The sequence below is a fragment of the Aureimonas sp. SK2 genome, assembly GCF_029813115.1.
GTDB lineage: Bacteria > Pseudomonadota > Alphaproteobacteria > Rhizobiales > Rhizobiaceae > Aureimonas.
In genome coordinates this window covers 439,965-457,886 of record NZ_JAPZDS010000002.1, presented here as the reverse complement: position 1 = coordinate 457,886, position 17,922 = coordinate 439,965, and the positions used below count along the sequence as shown (strand labels likewise).

Annotated in this window: 18 protein-coding genes; 3 read left to right on the top strand and 15 right to left on the bottom strand. The window is 68.9% G+C overall.

Features of this window, described 5'->3' with window-relative positions; translation table 11 throughout:
- Positions 1–5 precede the first annotated feature (5 nt).
- The 3 genes from O5O54_RS04685 to O5O54_RS04675 all read right to left on the bottom strand — a co-directional run bounded on the left by O5O54_RS04685 (position 6) and on the right by O5O54_RS04675 (position 2,283).
- A complete protein-coding gene (locus O5O54_RS04685; RefSeq protein ID WP_279479369.1) occupies positions 6–410 on the bottom strand; it encodes a PilZ domain-containing protein in 405 nt (134 codons plus the stop codon).
- 184 nt (positions 411–594) lie between these two features.
- The gene (gene ilvC / locus O5O54_RS04680; protein WP_279479367.1) at positions 595–1,614 is read right to left on the bottom strand and encodes a ketol-acid reductoisomerase; all 1,020 of its coding nucleotides are present in this window, start codon (positions 1,612–1,614) and stop codon (positions 595–597) included.
- Positions 1,615–1,644: 30 nt separating this feature from the next.
- The gene (locus tag O5O54_RS04675; protein ID WP_279479365.1) at positions 1,645–2,283 is read right to left on the bottom strand and encodes a TetR/AcrR family transcriptional regulator; all 639 of its coding nucleotides are present in this window, start codon (positions 2,281–2,283) and stop codon (positions 1,645–1,647) included.
- Positions 2,284–2,658: 375 nt separating this feature from the next.
- On the opposite strand from O5O54_RS04675, the gene O5O54_RS04670 reads away from it, so the two are divergent.
- Positions 2,659–4,596, top strand: a complete 1,938-nt coding sequence (locus O5O54_RS04670) for a methyl-accepting chemotaxis protein (protein ID WP_279479364.1) — start codon at positions 2,659–2,661, stop codon at positions 4,594–4,596.
- Positions 4,597–4,669: 73 nt separating this feature from the next.
- On the opposite strand, the gene O5O54_RS04665 is transcribed toward O5O54_RS04670, so the two are convergent.
- From O5O54_RS04665 to miaA, 9 genes are all read right to left on the bottom strand, one after another.
- Positions 4,670–5,410: a pyridoxine 5'-phosphate synthase gene (locus tag O5O54_RS04665; RefSeq protein ID WP_279479363.1), complete on the bottom strand. Its 741-nt coding sequence runs from the start codon at positions 5,408–5,410 to the stop codon at positions 4,670–4,672.
- A gap of 34 nt (positions 5,411–5,444) precedes the next feature.
- On the bottom strand, positions 5,445–6,572 hold the full coding sequence (locus O5O54_RS04660) for an ATP-dependent RecD-like DNA helicase (protein ID WP_279479361.1): 1,128 nt from the start codon (positions 6,570–6,572) through the stop codon (positions 5,445–5,447).
- Between the two features lie 40 nt (positions 6,573–6,612).
- A complete protein-coding gene (locus O5O54_RS04655; protein WP_279479359.1) occupies positions 6,613–7,209 on the bottom strand; it encodes a LysE family translocator in 597 nt (198 codons plus the stop codon).
- 101 nt (positions 7,210–7,310) lie between these two features.
- A complete protein-coding gene (ilvN, locus tag O5O54_RS04650) occupies positions 7,311–7,892 on the bottom strand; it encodes an acetolactate synthase small subunit (RefSeq protein WP_279479358.1) in 582 nt (193 codons plus the stop codon).
- A gap of 25 nt (positions 7,893–7,917) precedes the next feature.
- Positions 7,918–8,313, bottom strand: a complete 396-nt coding sequence (locus tag O5O54_RS04645) for a type II toxin-antitoxin system VapC family toxin (RefSeq protein ID WP_279479355.1) — start codon at positions 8,311–8,313, stop codon at positions 7,918–7,920.
- Positions 8,297–8,461: a hypothetical protein gene (locus tag O5O54_RS04640; RefSeq protein ID WP_279479354.1), complete on the bottom strand. Its 165-nt coding sequence runs from the start codon at positions 8,459–8,461 to the stop codon at positions 8,297–8,299. Before O5O54_RS04640 ends, O5O54_RS04645 begins: the two co-directional genes overlap by 17 nt.
- Before the next feature lie 170 nt (positions 8,462–8,631).
- The gene (locus O5O54_RS04635; RefSeq protein ID WP_279479352.1) at positions 8,632–10,425 is read right to left on the bottom strand and encodes an acetolactate synthase 3 large subunit; all 1,794 of its coding nucleotides are present in this window, start codon (positions 10,423–10,425) and stop codon (positions 8,632–8,634) included.
- 242 nt (positions 10,426–10,667) lie between these two features.
- The gene (locus O5O54_RS04630) at positions 10,668–11,507 is read right to left on the bottom strand and encodes a DUF1206 domain-containing protein (protein WP_279479351.1); all 840 of its coding nucleotides are present in this window, start codon (positions 11,505–11,507) and stop codon (positions 10,668–10,670) included.
- Positions 11,508–11,560: 53 nt separating this feature from the next.
- Positions 11,561–12,469 (bottom strand): tRNA (adenosine(37)-N6)-dimethylallyltransferase MiaA, encoded by a 909-nt coding sequence (gene miaA, locus O5O54_RS04625; protein ID WP_279479349.1) that lies wholly within the window; start codon positions 12,467–12,469, stop codon positions 11,561–11,563.
- A 19-nt stretch (positions 12,470–12,488) separates the two neighbouring features.
- On the opposite strand from miaA, the gene serB reads away from it, so the two are divergent.
- The gene (serB, locus tag O5O54_RS04620) at positions 12,489–13,370 is read left to right on the top strand and encodes a phosphoserine phosphatase SerB (RefSeq protein ID WP_279479347.1); all 882 of its coding nucleotides are present in this window, start codon (positions 12,489–12,491) and stop codon (positions 13,368–13,370) included.
- Complete coding sequence (locus O5O54_RS04615) at positions 13,370–13,930, top strand: GNAT family N-acetyltransferase (RefSeq protein WP_279479345.1); 561 nt, start codon at positions 13,370–13,372, stop codon at positions 13,928–13,930. Before serB ends, O5O54_RS04615 begins: the two co-directional genes overlap by 1 nt.
- Here O5O54_RS04615 and O5O54_RS04610 read toward each other — a convergent pair.
- From O5O54_RS04610 to hflK, 3 genes are all read right to left on the bottom strand, one after another.
- Positions 13,927–15,537 (bottom strand): Do family serine endopeptidase, encoded by a 1,611-nt coding sequence (locus O5O54_RS04610; RefSeq protein ID WP_279479343.1) that lies wholly within the window; start codon positions 15,535–15,537, stop codon positions 13,927–13,929. The two genes, O5O54_RS04615 and O5O54_RS04610, sit on opposite strands and share 4 nt — an antisense overlap.
- Before the next feature lie 122 nt (positions 15,538–15,659).
- Positions 15,660–16,694 (bottom strand): protease modulator HflC, encoded by a 1,035-nt coding sequence (locus tag O5O54_RS04605; protein ID WP_279479339.1) that lies wholly within the window; start codon positions 16,692–16,694, stop codon positions 15,660–15,662.
- Positions 16,691–17,920, bottom strand: coding sequence for an FtsH protease activity modulator HflK (gene hflK, locus O5O54_RS04600; protein WP_279479337.1), 1,230 nt, complete (start codon positions 17,918–17,920; stop codon positions 16,691–16,693). The genes O5O54_RS04605 and hflK overlap by 4 nt, the downstream gene beginning before the upstream one ends.
- Positions 17,921–17,922: the final 2 nt, after the last annotated feature.

Below are 17,922 nucleotides of genomic sequence, written 5' to 3'. Positions count from 1 at the left end.
TCGGCTCAGCGGCGGGTCCAGGGCAGTTGTGCGGCAAGGACGGGCGGCAGGGGGCGCTGGTGGATCCGCAGGCTTTCGCTTGGCATCACCGGCGCGTCTTGGCCGGATCCCGCTTCGCCCACCTCCTCCACGCCGTCGAGGAAATGGATCCCGACGAAGCTGTCGCGCCGATAGACCAGCTTGGCGCGGTGCACGGCCTCGTCGTCGCCGATCCGAATCTCGAAGACCTTGGGAAGCGGCACCGCCTGATCCATCATCAGGAGCGCGCCGGTCGCCGAGATGTTGCGCACCGTGCAGTCGAAGGTCGAGAAACGGTTGTTGAACAGGATCTTCGCGCGCTTCAGCGTGCGGGTGCGAGGGGCGACGCGGCGCTCGTTGTCATCGCTGGCGGGCTGGGAAACGGCGACCATGAGACCCTCGCGTCGTTTACATGGCCGGAGTCTCGCTCCGAAAGGTTAGCATCCGCTGAATCGCTAGGGATCCCTGTATGCGACAGGGGCGTGAACTTGCGTCCACGCCCCTGCCCTTTCGTCATGTCCGGAAACAGCCGAAGCGTTTCCGGGGCGCAGCGCCTCGGCGCTCGCCGGAAATGCTTCAGTTGCGGGTCTTGTCGACCAGCTGGTTCTTGGCGATCCAGGGCATCATGCCACGCAGCTTGGCGCCGACCTCCTCGATCTGGTGGCTGTCGTTGACGCGGCGGATGCCCTTGAAGCGCGCGGCACCCGAGCGGTACTCCTGCATCCAGTCGGAGGTGAACTTGCCGGTCTGGATGTCCTTGAGGACGCGCTTCATCTCGGCCTTGGTCTCGTCCGTGATGATACGCGGGCCGGTGACGTATTCGCCCCATTCGGCCGTGTTCGAGATCGAGTAGTTCATGTTGGCGATGCCGCCCTCGTAGATGAGGTCGACGATCAGCTTCACCTCGTGGAGGCACTCGAAATAGGCCATCTCGGGCGCGTAACCGCCCTCGACCAGCGTCTCGAAGCCGGCGCGGATCAGCTCGACCAGGCCGCCGCAGAGCACGACCTGCTCGCCGAACAGATCGGTCTCGCATTCCTCCTTGAAGTTCGTCTCGATGATGCCCGAGCGGCCGCCGCCGACGCCGCAGGCATAGGACAGCGCGAGGTCGAGCGCGTTGCCCGACGCGTCCTGGTGGACGGCCACGAGGCAGGGCACGCCGCCGCCCTTCTGGTACTCGCCGCGCACCGTGTGGCCGGGACCCTTGGGCGCGATCATGACGACGTCGACCGACTTCTTCGGCTCGATCAGGCCGAAATGGACGTTGAGGCCGTGGGCGAAGGCGATCGCCGCGCCGTCGCGGATGTTGCCCTCGATGTCGGCCTTGTAGATGTCGGCCTGGAGCTCGTCCGGGGTCGCCATCATCAGGAGATCGGCCCACTTGGCGGCCTCGGCGACCGTCATGACCTTGAAGCCGTCGGCCTCGGCCTTCTTGACCGTGGGCGAGCCGGACTTCAGCGCGATCGCCACGTTGGCGGCGCCCGAATCCTTGAGGTTCAGCGCATGGGCGCGGCCCTGGCTGCCGTAGCCGACGATCGCGACGTTCTTGGACTTGACGAGATTCAGATCGGCATCGCGATCGTAGTAGACGCGCATCGAAGCGTTTCCTTCCTGGTTTTCCCGGCGTCAGGCGCCGGATGGGGTTCGACGGGCGCTGGCGCCCGTTTCATCGCTCGTCCCGAAGAGGACGAAGAACTGTTCGGTCGCGGCACGGGCCGCGCGCTCGATTTCGGCCGGGCCGGGCGCCGGCCGATCACCCAGCAGGAGGCGGATCTGCGTGTCGCGCACGGTGAGGCCGAAGAAGGTGGAGAAGGCCTGGTCCGTGTCAGAGAAGGCCAAAAGCCCGGCCCGCCGCCCGGCTTCGAGCACGCTCCCCAGGCGGCGTCGCATGGCGGCCGGGCCGTTTTCGAGGACGATGGCGCCGAGGTCGCGCCGCTCGGAGCCGGCATGCCCGACGGCGAGCCGGTTGAGCGCGATCGACGTCTCGCCGGACAGGACGGTGAGCCAGTCGGTGGCAAAGCCGAGAAGACTCGCCTCAAGCCGCTTGCGGTCCAGCGTCTGCGGGTCGAGCGGCACGGCACGCACCTTGGAGGCCTGCCATTGGACGGTCGCGGTCAGGAGACCGTCCCGGCCGCCGAACCACTTGTAGAGCGTTTCCTTGGAACAGCTCGCGCGGCGCGCGACGGCGGTCATGGTCAGGCTCTCGTCGTCGGAGACGAGGAGCGCCAGCGCGGCGTCGAGCACCTCGCCCTGACGCTTCGTCATCGGCCGTCCGTCGATCTCGACCGTTCCGTTCACCCCTGCCCCCTTCGACACGCCGCATGGAGCGTACCGTACGTTACGGTACTGGCGTTTAGCGGGGTCCGCCGCGCTTGGCAAGCGGATACGACGAAACACCGTCCGGTCCCGCCGCGACGACATCGAGGGGATGGCTCTGCTGGACGGCACACAACACTATTTCTGATTGTGCACCATAACTTCTAGGTTGTATTGTGCGACGACTTGCCCATGAGCGGTAACCGTAGCTTTCCGCAAGCTGATTGGGAGACATCACTTCGCCGTCACATGAATTCGATCACGCGAATTTAACTTTTCCCGTAAAGAATACTTTACCTGTCATTCATCCACAGGTTGTACATCATGCTCAGCAACATTAAGATTTCGACCAAGATTCTTGGGGCCGTCCTCACCATCGCTGTGATCGGCCTGCTGATCTCGGCCTATTCCGCCGTGCGCATGAACCAGATGAACGACGCGTTCGCGGAGATCGTCGAGGTCCGTTCGGTCGGCTCGATCAATCTCCTGCGGGCGAACCGCGCGGCGAACCAGGCGGCCTACGCTGCCTATCGGACCATGGTCTACAACGACGCGGCCCGGATGGACGCCGCGATTGCCGCCTTCCAGGCCGCAAACGACTCCGTCGCGTCCTACATGGCGGTCGCTAAAGCCAACCTGACGGACGAAGCAGCGGCCGTGGCCGAGGTCGACGCGGCTATGGGACAGGCCCTGCGGATGGCACGCACCGCTATCGACCTCGGCCGCAGCAACCAGGATGAGAACGCGCGGGCCGAGCTGTCGAGGATGGACGGGGCCATGGTCGACTTGACCAAGCTGGTGATCCCCTTGAGCGACCAGATCCTCAACGAGAACAAGGCTCGTTCCGACAGCCTGTCGGAAGGGGCACAGTCCGCCATCATGACCTCGGTGATCGGCACTCTCTGCGCCATCTTGCTCGGCGTCGGGGGTGCGATCGTCATCTCGACCAAGGGAATTACCGGCCCGCTGAAGCGGCTGACCCAGCGCATGGACGAACTGGCGAACGGCCGCTTCGAGGTCCCCGTGGAGGGTCAGCAGCGCCGCGACGAGATCGGCGTGATGGCGCGTTCCGTGCAGGTCTTCAAGGAGGCCGGGCTCGAGCGCGTGCGCCTCGCGGCCGAAGCCGACGCCGCCCGCCGCGCGCAGACCGAACAGCGCGACCGCCAGTCGGCGATCGACAGCGCCAAGGCGGAGGACCTGCGCGCCTTCGTCCATGCCGTCGAGGCCGGCTTCGCCAAGCTGGCCGCGGGCGACCTCACCGCCCGCATGGACCGGGCCGTCGCGCCCGAGTTCGAGCCCATCCGCGCCCAGTTCAACCAGTCCGTCGCCCAGCTCGAGGACACGATCGGACAGGTCGTCTCCGCCGTCGGCGCCATGCGGTCGGGCCTGTCCGAGATCACGGTGGCCGCCGGCGACCTTTCCCAGCGCACCGAGCAGCAGGCGGCGAGCCTCGAAGAGACCGTCGCGGCGCTCGGCGAGGTGACGCGCGGCGTCGGCGACACGGCCGCGCGTGCCGACGCCGCCCGCCAGTCCGCCGCCACCGCCTGCCGCGAGGCCGAGCGCGGCGGCGAGGTCGTGGCGCGTGCCGTCTCGGCCATGAGCGAGATCGAGGCCTCCTCCCAGCGCATCGGCAACATCATCGGCGTCATCGACGAGATCGCCTTCCAGACCAACCTCCTGGCGCTGAACGCGGGCGTCGAGGCCGCGCGCGCCGGGGAAGCCGGCCGGGGCTTTGCGGTGGTGGCGCAGGAGGTGCGCGGGCTCGCCCAGCGCTCGGCGGAGGCGGCCAAAGAGATCAAGACGCTGATCCAGGCGTCCGGCGACCAGGTGTCGTCGGGGGTGGAACTGGTGACGGCGTCGGGCCGGAGCCTCGAGGCGATCGTGACCCAGGTCGGCGGCGTGGCGCAGGCCATCGCCGAGATGGCGGACGCGGCCCGCGAGCAGGCGGTGTCGCTGAAGGAAGTGTCCACCGCCGCCGATCAGATGGACAAGGTCACGCAGCAGAACGCGGCCATGGTCGAGGAGACGACCGCCGCCGCGCAAGGCCTGTCGGGCGAGACGGAGGCGCTGGGCATGCTGGTCGGCGGGTTCCAGGTCGCCGCACGTGGCAGACCCGCGGCCTCGGCTCCAGCCGCCCGGCGCGCCGCCACTCCGGCGCCGGCCCACGCCCCGTCTCACGCGGTGCCGCAAATGCGGTCCACCGGTCGAGGTGGCGCGGCGGCGAAAGCCGCCCAGGCCGAGGACAGCTGGGAGGAGTTCTGACGGCGCCCTTACGCCGCGCGATCCTCTCGCCGCCGCGCCTCGAAAGGGGCGCGGCGGTTTTCGTTTCCGGCGCTCAGCCGGCGCAAGCGGCGATGAAGCGGCGCACGGAGCCGGCCATGCCGTGCTCCAGCGCGTCGGCCGTCAGGCCGTGGCCGATCGAAACCTCCGCCAGTTGCGGCAGGCGTCGCACCAGCGGCGGCAGGTTGGCGACCGTCAGGTCGTGGCCGGCGTTCAGCCCGAGGCCCGCCGCCGTGGCGGCGTCCCCAGCGGCGCCGAGCCGCTCCAGCCAGGCCTTGGCCGCGACGGGATCGGAATGCGTGCCGCCATAGGGTCCAGTATAGAGCTCCACCCGGTCGCAGCCGGTTTGGGCCGCGAGCCCCATGATCGCGGGATCGGCGTCGGCGAAAAGCGAGACGCGCATGCCCTCCCCTTTCAAGCGCCCGACGGCCCCCTTCAGCAGCGCGGCGTCGGCGGCGAAGTCCCAGCCGTGATCGGAGGTCGGCTGGGACGGATCGTCCGGCACCAGCGTCACCTGTTCGGGGCGATTCCGGAGGACGAGCTGCAGGAAGTCCTCGGTAGGATAACCCTCGATATTGAACTCGGCGTCGGGAAACTCGGCGTCGATCAGCCGGCGCAGGACCGGCAGGTCGGAGAAGCGGATGTGGCGCTGGTCCGGGCGCGGATGCACCGTCAGCCCATGGGCGCCCGCCTCCAGCGCGATCCGGCCGAGCCCCTCGACGCTCGGCCAAGGCAGGTCCCGCCGGTTGCGCAGCATGGCGACGGCGTTGAGATTGACCGACAGTTGGCAGGGCATCCAAGTCGTCTCCGGTTTCGGGCAGGCGCCCGGTTCACTTCACGATGGTCAGACGCTCGGCGGCGCGGGTGATGGCGGTGTAGAGCCAGCGCTCGCGGGAATCCTTGAAGGCCCAGCTCTCGTCGAACAGCATGACGTGGTCCCACTGCGACCCTTGAGCCTTGTGGACGGTCAGCGCGTAGCCGTAGTCGAAGTCGTCGTAGCGCTTCTTGGTGGCCCAGGGCACCTCGGCCGCCGGGTTCTCGAAGGCTTCCTTCAGGAGCTTGATCTTGGCCGCGCCCCGATCGATGTCGTCGTCATCCGGCTTGATGATGAGGTTGGTTCCGGGCTTCACCGTCTCGGGCGAGGCTGTCATCACTTGCCAGAGCGAGCCGTTGAGGAGGCCCTTGGCCGGGTCGTTGCGCAGGCAGACGAGCTTGTCGCCGGACTGCGGCAGCGGGCCGGTGAAGCCTTTGAGCTCGCGCAGGCGGTTGTTGTAGAGGCGGCGCGTCCGGTTGGTGCCGACCAGCACCTGGTCGGCGGCCAGCACCTCGTCGCGGTCCACCTCGCGCTTGGAGATCACCTTGGCCGCGCCGTGATCGCCGAAGGGCAGCGGGCGTCCCTCGCGGGCGTCGAGCGCCAGCGACAGGATCGGATTGTCGCGCGCCTGGCGATGGATTTCCGTGAGCAGAAAGTCGGGTTCCGCCTCGGTAAAGAAGCCGCCACCGGAGACCGGGGGTAACTGGCCGGGATCGCCGAGCACCAGGATGGGCGTTCCGAAGGAGAGGAGGTCGCGCCCCAGCGCCTCGTCCACCATGGAACATTCGTCGACCACCACGAGCTTGGCCTTGGCGACCGGGCTCTGGCGGTTGAGCGAGAAGGTCGGCGAGACGCGCGCGGTGCCCGTCGCCTCGTCGTCCGTCGCCTCCTCGCCGCGCGGGCGATAGATCAGCGAATGGATCGTCTTGGCGGACTTGGCGCCTTTGGAGCGCAGGACCTGCGCAGCCTTGCCGGTGAAAGCCGCGAACTGGACGCCGCCCTCCACCCCTTCGGCGAAATGACGCGCCAGCGTCGTCTTGCCCGTGCCGGCATAGCCGAAGAGGCGGAAGATCGGCTGGTCGCCGCGCCGGAGCCAGTCGGCGACCCGCTGGAGCGCCTCGTCCTGTTGGGGTGAGAACTTCATGGGAGCCGGCGTCGCAGAAATTCGGCCCGGCGGCAAGCCGTCAGCGCAGGAGCGGCCAGAGCGTGGCGACGAGGGCGAGGCCCATGACGAGGTTGAAGATGCGAAGGCGCCTGGGGTCGGCCAGGAAGGTGCGCAGCCCCATTCCGAAGCCGGTCCAGATCACGGCGGTCGGGATGCCGACGATCAGGAAGGCCGCCACCACGACGAGCATGGACAGGACCGGCGCCTTGGCGCTGACATAGGCGCCCATGGCGACCAGCGCCATCGCCCAGGCCTTGGGGTTCACGACCTGGAACAGGGCGGCCTGGCCGAAGGTGATCGGCCTCTCCGCGCCGGCGGCCGGCTCGGCCGAAGCTTTGGAAAAGGCGATTTTCCAGGCAAGCCACAGGAGATAGGCGGCGCTTGCGACCTTCATGACGAGCTGCAGACCCGGCACCGAATGGAGGAGCGCGCCGAGACCCGCACCGACCGCCAGGAGCAGAAGACCGAAGCCGAGTTCGATCCCCAGCATGTGCGGAATGGTGCGCCGGAAGCCGAAGTTCACGCCGGACGTCATCAGCATGATGTTGTTGGGGCCGGGTGTGACGGAGGAGACGGCCGCAAAGGTCGCGAGGGCGAGGAGGACTTCGAACGACATCGTCGGTGATCCGGCTGACAGAAGGCGCGGGAGGACCACGCCCGGCCGGTGGCCGAGCGGGACGCTTGGGGACAGGAACGCGGCGGCGTGCCGCCCGGCCATCAGCCGTCGATGATCGGGTCCTTGCCGCGGCTCATGGCGGCGACGCCCGTGCGGCAGACCTCGACAAGACCGAGGGGCGCCATGATCTGGATGAACTTCTCGATCTTCGACGTCTTGCCCGTAATCTCGAAGACGAAGTGGTCGGTGGTGGAATCCACGACCTTGGCGCGGAAGACGTCGGCGAGCCGAAGCGCCTCGACGCGGTCGTCGCCAGCCCCCGACACCTTCACCAGCGCCAGTTCGCGCTCGATCGGCCCGTCCTCGCCCTGGCCGGTCGCGGTCTTGGTGAGGTCGACGACCTTGTGCACCGGCACGATCCGGTCGAGCTGGCTCTTCACCTGCTCGATCACGCCCGGCGCACCGCGCGTTACGACGGTAATGCGCGACAGATGCTTGTTGTGGTCGGTCTCGGAGACGGTGAGGCTCTCGATGTTGTAGCCGCGGCCCGAAAACAGGCCGATCACCCGCGCCAGGACGCCCGGCTCGTTGTCCACCACGATCGACAGGGTACGCGCGACGACCGGCGGCTTGTCGTCGGTGATGAAATAGGCGGAGGCGGGCGGCTGGACGGGTAGGTTCATGGGGTTCACTCGGGTGACAATGGGATCAAAGGAGGCGGACGGGGACGGCGTCGGGGGTCTTGCTGGTGCGACGGGCAAAATCGCGGCGGAAGGTTACGAACTCGTCCGCTTCCGAAGAATGGGCGAGGTGGAAGGCATCGGCGAAGTCCATTCCATTGCGAAGACCGTCAAGCGCGAGGATCAGTTCGCCCTCGCCGACGATCTCAACGTTCGGGAGTCCGAGGAGTGTGGAGAAGGCCGTGTCCAGCATTCCGGCATCGTAGCCGAAGCCAGCCCGCAGGACCCATTCGACTTCGAGGATCACGCTCGCAACCAGCACGACGCGATCCTGTGTGAAGATCGTGCGCGCGATGGACGCTTGGCGCTCGTCGTCACGCACCAAGAACCTGACGACGACGTTCGTATCAATCGCCGTTTTCACGCCGCCATTCCCGCTGGGCATGCTCGGTCAGCTTCTTCTCGATCTCCTCGTCAGATACCGGCGGCCCCTCGTAAAGAGAAAGACGGGCGAGGGCCTCCTCCATGGTAATCGGCGGGTAGAGTTCCTCCCTGCGCGAGCGTCTGCGCAAGATGACATCCTTCCCGCTATTGATCACCTCGAGTTCCGTGCCTGGCCCCCACCCCTTTCCGCGCGGAGGGTCGCGGGCAGGACGACCTGCCCGCGGCTCGATACCTTCGTGCTGGCCATGACGAAACCTCCTTCGGGTAAGACGAAGGTAAGATAGGCCGCCGGCCTATCCTACACCAGCGCCTTGCCCTTGGCGTCGATGGCGTTGGCGACGGCGTCGTCGCTCGCCTCGTCGGGCAGGAGGATCTCGTTGTGGGCCTTGCCGGACGGGATCATCGGGAAGCAGTTGGTGAGGTTGGCGACGCAGCAGTCGACGATCACCGGCCCATCCGTGTCGATCATCGCCCGGATGCCGGCGTCGAGGTCGCCCGCGTTCTCGATGCGGATGCCCGTGCCGCCATAGGCCTCGGCGAGCTTGACGAAGTCCGGCATCGCCTCGGAGTAGCTGTTCGACAGGCGGTTGCCGTGGAGCAGCTGCTGCCACTGGCGAACCATACCCATGTACTGGTTGTTCAGGATGAACACCTTGACGGGCGCGCCGTGCTGGACGGCGGTCGAGAGTTCCTGTGTCATCATCTGGATCGAGGCGTCGCCCGCAATGTCGATGACCAGCGCGTCCGGATGCGCGATCTGGACGCCGACGGCGGCCGGCAGGCCGTAGCCCATGGTGCCGAGGCCGCCGGAGGTCATCCAGCGGTTCGGCTCCTCGAAGCCGTAGAACTGCGCGGCCCACATCTGGTGCTGGCCGACCTCCGTGGTGATGAAGGTCTTGCGGTCCTTGGTCAGCTCGTAGAGGCGCTTGACCGCGTGCTGCGGCAGGATGAGGTCGCCTTCCTGCTTGTACGACAGGCAGTTGCGCGCCTTCCACCCGGCGATCTTGTCCTTCCACTCGCCCAAGGCGGCCGGGTCGGCGAAATCGCCGGTCTCCTTCCAGATGCCGATCATCGCCTCGAGCACGTGCGCGACGTCGCCGATGATCGGCAGGTCGACGCGCACGTTCTTGTTGATCTGGGAGGGGTCGATGTCGATGTGGATCTTCTTGGAGCCCGGCGAGAAGGCGTCGAGGCGGCCGGTGATCCGGTCGTCGAAGCGCGCGCCGATGCAGACCATGACGTCGCAGCCGTGCATGGCGAGGTTGGCCTCGTAGGTGCCGTGCATGCCGAGCATGCCGAGCCAGTTCTCGCCGGATGCCGGATAGGCGCCGAGGCCCATCAGGGTCGAGGTGATCGGGAAGCCGGTCATGGCGACGAGTTCGCGCAGGAGCCTGGAAGCCTCAGGGCCTGAATTGATGACGCCGCCGCCCGTGTAGAGGATCGGACGCTTGGCGGCCTTCATCATCTCGACGGCCGCGCGGATGCGCCCACCGTCGGCGTCGAGCTTCGGCTGGTAGCGCCCCTTGGCGCGCGAGAGCGAGGGCGGCGTGTAGGTGCCGGTCGCGAACTGGACGTCCTTCGGGATGTCGACGACGACCGGGCCGGGGCGGCCGGAGGTCGCGACGTGGAAGGCCTCGTGCAGGATCTCGGCGAGGTCCTCGACGCTCTTCACCAGCCAGTTGTGCTTGGTGCAGGGCCGCGTGATGCCGACCGTGTCGCATTCCTGGAACGCGTCGGAGCCGATCAGCGTCGTCGGAACCTGGCCGGTGATGCAGACGAGCGGGATGGAATCCATCAGCGCGTCCTGGAGCGGCGTGACCGCATTGGTCGCGCCGGGGCCGGAGGTGACCAGCATGACGCCGGGCTTGCCGGTGGAGCGGGCATAGCCTTCGGCCGCATGGCCGGCGCCCTGCTCGTGGCGGACCAGGATGTGCTTGACGTCGGACTGCTGGAACAGCGCGTCGTAGATCGGCAGGACCGCGCCGCCGGGATAGCCGAAGAGATGCTCGACGCCGTGATCCTTCATCGCCTGGACCACCATCTGGGCTCCGGTCATCTGGCGGACGGTGGTCTCGATCGTCATCTGGTTCATGGCTCGGCCTGCTCGTGTTGGGTGCCGGCTTGTCGGGCTGCGGCGCTGTTTTCGAAAAATTTCAGGCAATAAAAAAGGCCCTTCGAGGGGCCTTGGGATGCGCACACGTGGCAGGAGCCGGACGGCCCTTAGACCGTCTCGCGTGTGCGCCTGCTTACGAGAATGAGCGTGATGTTCTGCATGGGGCGGGACCTTAAGAGGCGTTCACACCCTCGTCAAGCCGTCGCCCCGTCTTTTTCGGATCAGGCGCCCATGCGCTTCAGCGCGTCGGTCGGATCGAGGTCTGGCGAGCGGATATGGCCGTAGCGCGAGAGGATCAACGCGTAGAGGCCGAAGGCGACGAGGCCGAGCCCGGTGCCCGACAGAAGCAGCGCTCCGTGCGGCCAGGAGCCGATGGCGACCAGCGCGTCCTCCAGACCCGGCATGTGGTCGGGCGACCAGCGCGAGGCGCCGGTGAAGAAGAGGACAGCCAGCGCGAGGAAGACGAGCGCGCGCGCGGCGATGCCGAAGCGGCAGACCGCCGTCATCCAGCGCGCATGGGCGGGCGGCAGGCTGAGGAACCGCAGGAACGACCCGCTCCACGCCTTCTTCGCTTGGCTGCCCGCGACCCCCAGCATCACGAGGCCGGCCGGAATGGTGAACCAGGGGCCGAAGAGCGGCGCCCACTGGTTGAGGAGACCGCTGCCCCCTCCCCCGCCGGTCGAAAGGCCGAACAGGAGCGAGGCGGCGTAGATCGACAGGAAGAGATAGGTGAGGCCGGAGACGAAGCGCCCGATCCGGGTCGCGATCCCCTTGGCGCCCGAGCCGTAGCCGTCGGCGTCGAAGATCGCCTGGATGAAGCGCCAGAGGGCGAAGCAAGGCAGCGCGACGACGAGGAGGACGAGGAGGACACCGCCGAAGGGCGAGGCGACGATGCGCCCGATCGCCTCCTCTTCGCTGAGCGTGCTGCCCGCGGCGAAGGCGGTGCGGAAGGCGAAGGTGCCGATCACGATGAAGACCGCCGCGCGGGCGAGATAGCCGAGCCGTGCCCCCTTCTCGATGGCGTCGCGGTGATCGCGCACGGGCATGGGACTGGTCGACATGGGCGGCCTCCTTGTGCGGCCCGAAACGGGCCGGCCGCCGCGACGGTTCCGCGTCAGCCGTCCGGGTGGAACTCGGCCGGGTCGTTGAGCCGCCGCCAATCGGGGCCGAACTGGTTGCGGAACCAGGTCTCCTGGCGCTTGGCGTATTGCCGGGTGCGGGTGACGGCGAGGTCGCGCGCGGCCTCCAGCGGCAGGGCTCCGTCGGCATGGGCCAGAAGCTCGCGCAGTCCGATCGCCTGGCCCGCCAGCCCCTCCATCGCCGCCGCCCCGCGGTCGCGGAAGGCCAGCGCCTCGGCAAGCGCCCCCTCCGCCAGCATCGCGTCGAAGCGGGCGGCGATGCGGGCGCGCAGGAGCGCGCGGTCGGGCGCGAGCACGAGCTTCACCACGCCGCCGGGCTCCAGGAGCGGCCGCCCCTCCCCCCGGCGCAGTTCGCCGAGCGGGCGCCCCGTCGTCTCCACGAGTTCCAGCGCCCGCACGATGCGGGTGGGGTCGCTCGGGCGGATGGTCCGGGCGGCCTCCGGGTCGCGCCGTGCGAGTTCGCGATGCAGGGCCTCGGGCGCCTCGCTCGCCCCGCGCGCGCGCCAATGGGCGCGGATCGCGCCCGGCACCTCCGGCAGGTCGTCGAAGCCGCCGAGCAGCGCCTTGAAGTAGAGGCCCGTGCCGCCGCAGACGACGGGCACGCGATCGCGGGCGGCGAGTTCGGCAAGGAGCGGCGCCATCTCGCGCAGCCAGTGTCCGGCCGAATAGGGCGCGGCCGGATCGGCATGGCCGTAGAGCCGGTGCTCGACCTCGCCTGTCTCGGCGTCGGACGGCCGGGCGCTGAGGATCCGAAGCCCTGAGAAGACCTGCATGGAATCGGCGTTGACGACCGCGCCGCCCCAGCGACGCGCCAGCCGCAGCGCCAGCGCCGACTTGCCGCTGGCGGTAGGCCCCGCTATCAGGATCGCCTTCGGTTTCTCCATCTGTCAGGTCGGCCTTCTCATGTTTGTCGTCACCCTTCTGTCGGCGCGGCGGGATCCGCGCGTCTCGCGCACCCTGGCCGAGACCGCGCTCGGCGAGATCGGCGAGGGCGACCTCCACTGGCTGGAAGAGGGCGTCGCCTGCGACATCGCGACCCTCACGCGCCCGAGCCCGGTGGCGGAGGAGCGGCTGCGCCGACTGGCCCTGGACGAGGGCGTCGACTGCGTGGTGCAGGAGCAGGCCGGGCGCCGCAAGAGGATTCTCCTGGCCGACATGGATTCCACCATGATCGACCAGGAATGCATCGACGAACTGGCCGCCGCGATCGGCATCAAGGATCAGGTGGCCGCCATCACCGCCCGCGCCATGAACGGCGAGATCGCCTTCGAGCCGGCGTTGCGCGAGCGCGTGGCGCTCCTGAAGGATCTCCCGGTCTCCACGATCGCCGACGTCATCGCCGACCACATCACGCTCGCCGAGGGCGGCGCGACACTGGTGCGCACCATGAACGCCAACGGCGCGCACACGGCGCTGGTTTCCGGCGGCTTCACCGCGTTCACGCAAGTCATCGCAGAGCGTCTCGGCTTCGCCGAGAACCGCGCCAACATCCTGGACGTCTCAGGCGATGCCTTGAGCGGCACCGTGGCGGAGCCGATCCTTGGCGCCGAGGCGAAGCTCTCGGCCCTTCAGGACATCGCCGCCCGGCTCGGCACGACGCCGGCCGACGCCATTGCCGTCGGCGATGGGGCGAACGACCTGCCGATGATCCTCGCCGCCGGCACGGGCGTCGCCATCCACGCCAAGCCGGCGGTGGCCGCCAAGGCTCCACACCGGATCGACCACGGCGACCTGACCGCCCTCCTTTTCCTCCAGGGCTACCACGCGAGCGAATTCGCCGGCTGATGGACGGCCTCCAGACCGACCGCCTCACCCTGCGCCGCTGGCGCGCGGCGGATCGGCCGGTGTTCCACCGCCTCAACGGCGACCCCGTCGTCATGCGCTTCTTCGACAAGCACCTGACGCGCCAGGAGGCCGACGCGACCATGGACCGCTGGAACGCGGGCCTCGACGCCAACCGCATGTCGTTCCTGGCCGCCGAGCGCCGCTCGGACGGAACGGTGATCGGCACGATCGGCCTGTCGCCGGTGGTCGAGGACATCTATTCCTTCGCCCCGACGGTGCAGATCGGCTGGCGCCTCCTCCCGGAAGCGGAGGGGCAGGGCTATGCCACGGAGGGCGCGCGGGCCTGTCTCGCCTACGGCTTCGACACGCTCCACCTGCCCGAGATCGTCGCCCAGTGCGTGGTCGAGAACCGGGCGTCAGAGGCCGTCATGCTGCGCCTCGGCATGCGCCTTCGCGGGACCTTCGACCATCCCAAGGTCTCGGCCGGGACGCACCCGCATCTCGTGCGCCACAGCCTCTATGCCCTGTCGGCCGACGACTGGCGGGCGGCCCAAACCTAGTCGATCGGCACCACCGTGAAGCGCAGGTCGCCCGAGCGGTCGGCCAGCAGCAGAAGCGCGTTGCGGCGACCGTCGGCCTTCAGCTTGGCGAGCTTCTCGCGCGCGTCGGCGGCGTCCTTGACCGCCTCCTGGCCGATCTCCTTGATGATCGTGCCCGGCTCGATGCCCTTCTCGCCGGCCGCCGAGTTCGGCGCGACCTCGGTGACCACGACGCCCGTGAGGTCGTCGCCGAGGTCGAAGCGCGACTTCAGTTCGTCGTTGACGTCCGAGAGCTGCAGGCCGAGCGCGGCCGCGGGGGCGGGAACGCTCGGCGCCGCGGGATCGGCGTCGGCGGGCGCCTCGTCCTCGCCCTCGTCCGTCGCGTCCGCATCTTCCAGGCGTCCGAGCGTCACTTGGACGGAAACCGGCCGGGCGGGCTGGTCGAGGCTTTCCTTGCGCAGGATGTCGAGGGTCACCGTCTTGCCGACGGCGGTCTCGGCGACGATCCGCGGCAGGTCGCGCGAGGTCGCGACCTCGCGCCCGTCGAAGCGGGTCACCACGTCGCCGATCTCGATCTGGCCGTTGTCGGCCGGCCCTTCCGGGATGATGCCCATCACGAGCGCGCCCTTGGCGCTCGGCAGGCCGAGCCCTTCGGCGATCTCGTCCGTCACCTCCTGGAGCCGGATGCCGAGCCAGCCGCGGCGCGTTTCACCGAACTCGCGCAGCTGCGCGACGACGTTCTCGGCGAGCAGCGAGGGAATGGCGAATCCGATGCCGATCGAGCCGCCCGTCGGCGAGATGATCGCCGTGTTGATGCCGATGACGTTGCCGTACATGTCGAACAGCGGCCCGCCGGAATTGCCGCGGTTGATGGCGGCGTCCGTCTGGATGAAGTTGTCGTAGGGGCCGGCCTGGATGTTGCGCCCGCGCGCCGAGACGATGCCGACCGTGACCGAGCCGCCGAGGCCGAACGGGTTGCCGATCGCCATGACCCAGTCGCCGATGCGCACGGCGTCGCTGTCGCCGAAGCCGACGGCCGCAAGCGGCGTCGGCGATTCGACCTTGAGGACCGCAAGATCCGTCTTGGGATCGACGCCGACCACGGTGGCGTCGAGCTGGCGCCCGTCGGCGAAGTTGACGGTGATCTCGTCGGCGTCGGCGATGACGTGATTGTTGGTGACGACGATGCCCGATGGGTCGAGCACGAAGCCGGAGCCGAGCGACTGGACGCGGCTCGACCCGTCGCCTTCGCGCCCGTTGAGAAGATCGTTGAAGAAATCCTGGAGCGGCGAGCCGTCGGGGGCGTTGAGCGGCGGCGTCGCCGGGGCGGGCGCGCCCTCCACCTTCTGCGAGGTCGAGATGTTGACCACGGCTCCGAGCAGCCGGTCGGCGAGGTCAGCCACCGACGCCGGCCCGATCATGCGCGGCTGCGCCGAGCCGGGCTGAGCCGGCACGCCGGGCGCGGCCGGGTCGATGGTCGTGGCGGTAGGCGGCTGGGGCGCGATCGGCTGCCCCTCCGAGGGAGGCGCGATCACGCCTTGCGCGCGCGCCGGGCCGGCTGGATGGATCAGAAGCGCGAGCGCCGCTCCGGACAGAGCGAGGGCGAAGCGGGCGGTCGTGCGGGACATCCGGGATTCCTCGGGCCGGGAGCATGGGCGGCAGGCCTCTGAGTAGAAGCCAAGCCGATAAAAACGTCTGAATCAAGAAGCCCGCCGCTGGGGACCAGCGGCGGGCTTCGGGGTCGGGACCGTCAGTTGGCCGGCGCGGGCGCCGCCGGGGCAGCGGGCGCTGCGGGTGCCGCAGGCGGCGCAGGCGGCTCGGCCGGAGGTGCGGCGGCTGCGGGCGCCGCGGCCTGGGCGGCCTGGGCGGCCGGTGCCGGAGCCGCACCCGCGACAGGCGTTCCGCCGGGACCGCCGGCATTGTCGAAGTAGCGGAAGAACTCCGAATCGGGGCGCAGCAGCATGGTCGTGCCGCCGTTCTCCAGCGCCGTGCGATAGGCCTGCATGGCACGGTAGAACTGGAAGAACTCCGGATCGCGCTGGTAGGCGGCGGCGAAGATCGAGGAGCGTTCCGCCTCGCCCTCACCCTGGAGGATCTCGGCGTCGCGCCGCGCATCCGCCACGGTCTCCGACACCGAGCGGTCGGTGGAGGCGCGGATCTCGCGGGCCGACACGCGGCCGCGCGCCCGCACCCGTTCGGCCTCGGCCAGACGCTCGGCGCGCATGCGCGCGAAGGTCTGCTGCGAGACGTCGTCGGTGAGATCGGTGCGGCGGATGCGCACGTCCACGAGGTTGATGCCGAGCTGGGTGGCGTCGGGACGGATCTGGTCGCGGACCTCGACCATCATGGCCGCGCGCTCTTCCGAGAGCGCCGATTCGAAGTTGCGTCGGCCGTAGACCTGGCGGACGGCATCGTCGAAGCGGTTGCGAAGTCGCTGCTCGGCCTGGTCGACCGAGCCCGAAACCGCCTGGCGGAACCGGGCGGCGTTGTCGATGCGGTACACGAGGAACGCGTCCACGATGTAGAAGGCGCCGCCCGAGACCTGGACGCGCATGTTGTCGAGGTCGAGGCGCAGGAGGCGGTTCGGCAGGACCTGGATGTTGTCGGCGCCCGCGAAGTTGAAGGGCAGCTTGAAGTAGAGGCCGGGGTCGGTGACGACGCGCTGGATCTGGCCGAAGCGCGTGACGACGGCCTGGTTGCCCTCGCGCACGACGAAGACCGAGTTGTAGAGCACGAAGAGCGCGGCCAGGACGACCGCAAGAAGTGCGTAGACGCGGTTGCTCATCGGGTGCCCCCCTGGATGCTGGACAGGTTGGTCCCCTGATTGTTGCCTTGCGTGTTGGCGGGAGCGGTCGGGTCGGGCGTCGTGGTGCCGCTCGGCTGGATGGTGCGCGTGCCGCCGACGGCGTTGGGCGCTGCGGCGCTCGGGCGTGGGAGCTCGTTCAGCGGCAGGTAGGGCACGACGCCTTGGCCGCCGCCGGTGGCGGGGTCCATGATCACCTTGGACGAATTGCCGAGCACGCCTTCCATGGTCTCGAAGTAGAGACGCTGACGAGTGATCTCCGGCGCCTTCTCGTATTCGCCGAGGATGGCGGTGAAGCGCTGCGATTCACCCTGCGCCTCCTGCACGACGCGGTTCTTGTAGGCGGCGGCGTCCTCGCGGATCTGCACGGCCTCGCCCTGCGCGCGGCCGAGCTGCTCGTTCTGGTAGCGGCGCGCCTCGTCCACGAACTGCGCCTCGTTCTGCTCGGCGCGCTGCACCTCCTCGAAGGCGTCGGCGACGTCGGACGGCGGGGCGGCGTCCTGGATCGAGATCGTGTTGACCTGCAGGCCGGCGCCGTAGGTGTTGAGCGTGTCCTGCGTGATGGCGCGGACCTGCTGGGCGATGCCGGCGCGGTCGTCGCGGAAGACGTCCTCGACTGGGCGGCGCCCGACCACCTCGCGCATGGCGCTTTCCGCCACCTGGCGCAGCAGCGCCGGCGGGTCCTGCACGTTGAACAGGAAGTTGCTGGGGCTCGCGACCTGGTAGTTCACCGTGAACTGCACGTCGACGATGTTCTGGTCGCCCGACAGCATCAGGCCGGAGCCCTCGCCGCCCTGGTTGGAGCCGATCACCATCTGGCTCTCGGAGGTCTTCACCGTCTCGACCGTCTCGAAAGGCCACAGCACGAAGTGCAGGCCCGGCTCCGAGACCTGCTCGTTGGGCTTGCCGAACAGGAGCTCGACGCCGACCTCGTCCGGCTGGACGGTGTAGACGGCGTTGAGCAGCCAGACCACGGCGAGACCGGCGAGCGCGAGGCCCGCGATCGCCGCGCCGCCGCCGTTGCCGGGGCCGCGCCCGCCGCCGGGCATCGCGCGGCGGAGCCGGTCCTGGCCGCGACGCAGGATGTCCTCGAGATCAGGCGAGTTGTTGTTGCCGCCGGGGCGCGGCCCTTGCGGTCCCTGCCCCCAGGGCCCACCGCCACCGCCGCCTTTCCAGCCGCCGTTCCCCGTCTGATTGCTCCAGGGCATGG